The sequence below is a fragment of the Candidatus Magnetobacterium casense genome, assembly GCF_019173545.1.
Taxonomy (GTDB): Bacteria; Nitrospirota; Thermodesulfovibrionia; order Thermodesulfovibrionales; family Magnetobacteriaceae; genus Magnetobacterium; species Magnetobacterium cryptolimnobacter.
In genome coordinates, this window is the sequence record NZ_JABXWD010000215.1 from 1 (window position 1) to 6,019 (window position 6,019).

Sequence of the window (6,019 nt, forward strand, 5' to 3'; positions counted from 1 at the left end):
GAAATGTTGTGTATAATCAACCCAATGTCAACAAGGTAAGAAGGGGTCAAGGGGGCTGGCCCCCTTGCAGGGGGTTCTGAAGGGGGGCGGAGCCGCCCCTTTCTTTCTTGTGCTACCATGAAATATAAAGAGGATACGAATTTTTTATGCACCCATACGATAGCCCCGCTTGACAGGATGGTGCATTTTGTGTTATAAAAAACAAGATGAGGTTTGACAATATAGCTGCGGTACACGCACTTTGGATTGTAGGTGGCGTGGGCCTTTTTTACGTGCTTGCAATTAGGCTCAGGGGCAAGGCGCTTGACGGCTTTGGTGCCAGGGCGCTGCTTAGTAGCTTGTCCCCCTCCGTCAGCGCCAGGATGCGCCACGTAAAGGCCGCCCTGGTGATAACGGCACTTGTGTTTTGCACGCTGACCCTGATGAGGCCACAGTGGGGTTTTCACCTTGAGGAGGTCAGGCAGTACTCCTCCGATATCCTGATAGCCCTGGATACGTCAAAGAGCATGCTTGCCACCGACATCAAACCAGGTAGACTGCAAATGGCAAAGCTGGCCATCGGGGATTTTCTCAAACGACTCAAGGGGGATCGCGTTGGCCTGATCGGGTTTGCGGGAGAGGCATTTGTGTTTTCGCCACTGACGGTTGACTACGGTGGTTTTATGCTTGCCCTCAACGACCTAAGCGTGAACTCGATCCCCGTGGGGGGGACGTCCATACGTAGCGCCATCGGCGAGGCCATTACCCTCTACGCCGGCAACCCCTCCAAGGACAAGACCCTCATCCTCATAACGGACGGCGAAGACCACGAGGGAGGTGCCCTGGAGGCGGCAGAAAAGGCCAAATCGGCAGGTATCGTCATATACACGGTTGGCATCGGTACACGTGAGGGTGAGCTTATCCAGGTGACCGACGACGGCGGCGGCAAGACGTTTGTCAAGGATGCCGCAGGGGGCATCGTCAAGACGGCCCTGGATGAGGAGACGCTCAAGCAGATATCTTTTGCCACCGGGGGCACCTACGTCCGGGCAGGGGGGGCAGACCTTGGCCTTGACCTTATCTACAGTGACAGGCTGTCCAGGTCCGAAAAAAAAGGGGTCGAGGAAAAGATGAAAAAGCGCTATGACGAACGATTTCAGATACCCCTTGCCGTGGCCGTACTTTTGCTGATTGTGGAGTCGATCCTGGGTGAGCGCAGGAGGGTGCCGTGATGTGGAGGGTTGCCGTGGTTGTTGTGGCTGTCGTGCTGTATGCGGGCAGCGCTCTCTGTGGGACGACAACGGACGGGACTGACTCCGACGTACAAAACTTCAGGCTCGGCGCAGAGTCCTACCGCAAGGGAGACTACACCGGGGCGGTGGAGCACTATACCAAATCCCTCGTTAGCAAAGACCCCACGGCGGAGATGCGTGCAAACTACAACATCGGTAACTCCAAGTATATGGCCGGCAAAAAACTTGAACAGAACGCCCCCTCCGATGCACTTTCGCTGTACCGACAATCCCTGCAGTACTTCAAACGTGCCATTGAACTTAACGAAAAGGACATGGATGCCAAGGTCAATTACGAACTCACCGATAAAAAGATAATGGAGTTGTCAGAGAAGTTAAAGAATCAACCAAAGCAAGACAAAAAACAGGATAAACAAGACTCCGCTCAAAACGATAATAGTAAAAAAGACAAAGAACAAAATGGCAAAGACAAGGACAAGGACAAAGAGCACAAGGATTCCGCCGAAGAAGGCAAATCCCCGGACAAATCCCCTGAAGGTAAAGACAAGGGTTCATCCCCCAGGCATGAGCAGCAGGGTCAGGTGGGCAAGGATGACGCCCAACGCCCCGACACTGCCACCCCCCGTCGTGTCCCAGGGACTATGACAAAGGAGGAGGCCGAAATGCTACTTGAGGGGCTGCGGTACCTCCAATCGGGCAACGTCCTCAAAGACAAGGAAACGCAAAAACCCCCACCCCCGGTACTCAAAGACTGGTAAGTAACCGAGCAACATCACCAGCCTTACGGGGTCAAGCAGGAAGGGGTCAAGGGGGCTGGTCCCCTTGCGGGGGGTTCTGAAGGGGGCCAGGTGCGACCTGGAGCGCCAAGAAGCGGAACCGCCCCTTTCTTTTCTTATGGGTAAACTATTGTTATACATGTTTATGCTCTCTTATTTAGCTACTTATGCTCTTATGCTTAAGTATTGTAAATGGCGACTTTAACCACACGACTGTAGCGTTATTACAAACTCAGCGCCATCATCGACATTTCTAACCGTAATACTGCCGCCCATGTTTGTCTCTATGATGGTCCTGGACATGTAGAGACCTATTCCCGTGCCTTCTGAGCCTTTTGTGGTGTAATAAGGTTCGAATATTCTGCCTATTACGTCTTCAGGTATGCCGCCACCATTGTCCCTGATTGAAATCAATATTTTTTCGTTGCTTTTATCGTTTGTTATCTCTACTTCAATCTGACCCTGTATCTTATACCCATTGCTTCGCATGTAGATAATAGCATCCTTTGAGTTGTTGAGTATGTTGAGTATCACCTGTTTAAATTCGTTGGGGTATCCATCAGCTTTCAATTTTAAACCCTGGTCAGCCTTCAGATTGATATTGACGTTGTTTTTGGTGAATATTGCAACAAACATTGAGATTAATTCATCGATCGCTTCCCTTACATCAAATGGTACCTTTTGTTTAGAAGGTTTAAAGAAGTTTCTGAAATCGTCTATTGTTCTACTCATGAAGGTGACTTGACCCATTGTTAAATCAACCGTATGTTCTATATACTCTTTGTCAATTTCACCAAACCTATAGGCATCGTTGATGTCTTGCACGATTATACCTATCGCATTTAGCGGTTGTTTCCACTGATGTGCAATTAAGCCTACCATCTCTCCCATTGCTGCCATCTTGGATTGTTGTATCAGTAGTTGCTCCTGCATCTGTCGCTTTGAGGATTCTTGTTGCACAAGGGTTTTGAGATTATCATTTAAACTGTGCAGTTCCTCTTCCATCCGTTTACGTTCAACCGCCAAGGCGTAAATGGACGCAAGACGTTTTATGATGGCTAAGTCAGTATCGCCGTAATCCCTCTGAGCATTTGCCAGGGCAATCTGGCCTATCAGCCTGTCTCCTATCATTGCCGGAACCGATAGAAATCTATTTAATGAAACATGCCCTTCCGGAATACAACCTGCATATGCAACATGTATTAGCGGATTATTTGTATAAAACGCCTGTTTTGTATTTAGTGCATATCCCCATAGTGCATTATAGCCGTCTTTACCCTTTGGGAAAAATAACTTTCTATCCCTTGTATCCACGTTGCACTGTCCGTCTCTCATCAACGCTGTGACAGAATGTCCTATGTCATGACCAGTTGTTATGTCTATCTCTGATACATACCCGTGCATACTGTCAGTCAGGCTCATTGCCTGTCTGTTTACTATAAGGGCTATATCAACGATGTCCCTGTCAGGAGACAGCAGGGCTTCAGATACCTCCGCTATTGCCGCCTGGAAATCAAGCTCCCTCTTCATTATCATCTGGGCATTCTTGATATCAGAGATGTCATGGATGATTGCAAACTTGGATATTGAACCATCTATATTTCTTATCGGGGTATCAAAGTGTGAATATGTTTTACTGTTCTTTGGACAATCCCACTCCCACGTAATAGTCTTTCCAGCAAACACTTCATCTCTCTTACACCACGAACATTGACCTGTCCCATTATAAAAGTACTCATAGCATTTGCAACCATTTAACTCTCCGAATTCTTCTATTATTGCCCTGTTTACAAACTCTATCTCATAGTCTTTGTTTATTATGTATATGCCGTCTTGAATTGTCTCCATTATCCCGTTGAGTTTGTCCCTCTCCACCTCTACTGCCTCTGACATTTGCTTCTTTTCGGTTATGTCTTCCACGATTGCAAGATGATATACAGGTTTCTCTTCTCCTGTCCATAGGGGGGCGCATGTAAGGTTTACCCACACCACCTTTGCATCCTTCCTGATATATCGCTTCTCCATCTTAAACATGGGTATCTCGCCACTGATCAGACGCCTCATGTTGTCCATGTCCGGTTGTATATCCTCCGGATGCGTTATTTCCTGAAACGCAAGAGTTAACATCTCACCTTCAGAGTAACCTACAATATCGCAATATGTCTGATTTATATGGATGAATTTACCCGTGTTCGATGCTATGATGGCAACCCCAAGCGGGGCCTGTTCAAACATCGTTCTGAACCTGTATTCGCTATCTCTCAACCTCTCTTCAACGTCTTTTCTTTCCATAGCCACACCGTAGATCAATGCCAAACGGTTGATGACAGACAAGTCCATTTCCGTATAATTCTTTGCAGAATCGGTCAAGGCTATTTGCCCTATTATCTTGTTCTCTATTGTTACCGGCACTGACATAAAATTCTTAATCTCTCTATGCCCCTCCGGTGCACAAAAGGATGTGTGTTCTTTGGGTGAGTTTGTGTAAAAACCCTCTCCCGTACTTAAGGAGCATCCCCACATGGCGTTATATCCATTATCGTTCGTGCCTTCATCTGTCAGTGAGATATATCCGTGTTTGCTGTCTGTAAGCCTTAACGCTTCATCATGCACTAACCTTGAGATGGTATGCTTGTCGTATTTAGGGTCAAGTATGGTTCTTGTTAGATGGGCAATGGTCTCCGTGGCCTTTTGCTGATATTCAATGCTTGCAAGCATATTATTAAAGGTATGAACAAGTATCTCTAAGTCTCCAGAGACATCGATAGGGACTCGAATACTTAAATCGCCACTCTTGATATTCTCAGAGGCTTCAATCAGTCCAAGTATCGGCCTTGATATCCTCAGCGCAATAAAGTACGTGAGCACTATGAACAATAACACCCCACATACCATTAACCATATTGTAGCAATAATTGTATCCTCTACCGGTTCCATCAACTCTTCCTTGTCAATCTTGACTACCATGCCTATTTTCACTTTTGGCGTGACGGATATATGTCGAAAGACCGCCAACACTAATTCACCCCTGTAATCGATGGCCTCAATCATGCCCTCATTGCCACTTGCGGCGAGTTTGGCCGGGGCGGCACTAAGTTGATACTCCATCACCTTAGCGGAAGGCTTGAACCTCAGTGGTGTCAACGTCCTCACACCTCTATCCACCAGCACAACCTCTGCAGTCTTACCTAAGCCCTCGTTGGCGACAGTGAGAGGTGTAAGGACGCCTTTAAAGTTGGCATGCATGTGCAGCATAAACCTCCTGTCCGTACAGGGTGCATGGGGAGCTGCACAGGTGTTTATAATACGGGATATGACGAAACTAACTTCATTGCCGTGGGTGTCTCTCACTAAACTCACCCCCTCTTGCCATGCCTTAAGGTCTTGCTCGTCTGTATGGACATGGCTGCCAACCTCATCCTCTTCGGTTGAGACTACGATAGTCCCCGATACCGCATCAGCAATGTATATACTCTTATAGGAACCATAATAAACAGACTGTATCTCATCAAGGTATAGCGCCAGTTCCCTATAGTCCTCATCTTCTCTGAGCTTCTCTGTGAAGAGTTGCGGGGTGCTGAACTTGAGTCTGTATTCTTGTATCCTGGGAAGAAGTCGTTCCAACGTAGTCCCGACATGAAAGGTTTTGGATATTATTTCTGCATCCTCAATGCGATCATTTATCCACTCTACCAGCCGTTGCTTTTTCAGGTCTGCAAATGTTTTAAGGTTGTCCTCAGCCTGGTAGGTATTTTTCTTGTAAATGCCCTCAATCCCCGTATATGGTATGCCAAACAGGTATACGCATACCGAGCTGAGTATTGTCACGACTATTAATACGCCAAACGCAAGGAATATCCTGATGTTAAAACTGAACCTGAGCGATTTATCAGTCAAAAATCTTCTATATTGTTGAAAATCAAGGGTGTATATGGTCTTTCATATTAACCCATCGAGTTATGTCTGTAATAATGCCTTGTGATTAAGTTAAATTAAAAATAAATATACTAA

General features: G+C 46.7%; 3 protein-coding genes. 2 read left to right on the forward strand and 1 reads right to left on the reverse strand.

What is annotated here, in order from left to right; genetic code table 11:
* The first annotated feature begins 206 nt into the window (after positions 1 to 206).
* On the forward strand, positions 207 to 1,211 hold the full coding sequence (locus tag HWQ67_RS11560) for a VWA domain-containing protein (protein WP_218252844.1): 1,005 nt from the start codon (positions 207 to 209) through the stop codon (positions 1,209 to 1,211).
* A complete protein-coding gene (locus tag HWQ67_RS11565) occupies positions 1,208 to 1,990 on the forward strand; it encodes a hypothetical protein (protein ID WP_218252845.1) in 783 nt (260 codons plus the stop codon). Before HWQ67_RS11560 ends, HWQ67_RS11565 begins: the two co-directional genes overlap by 4 nt.
* A gap of 219 nt (positions 1,991 to 2,209) precedes the next feature.
* Here the strand turns inward: HWQ67_RS11565 and HWQ67_RS11570 are convergent, their stop codons facing one another.
* A complete protein-coding gene (locus tag HWQ67_RS11570) occupies positions 2,210 to 5,905 on the reverse strand; it encodes a PAS domain S-box protein (RefSeq protein WP_218252846.1) in 3,696 nt (1,231 codons plus the stop codon).
* Between the last annotated feature and the right edge of the window lie 114 nt (positions 5,906 to 6,019).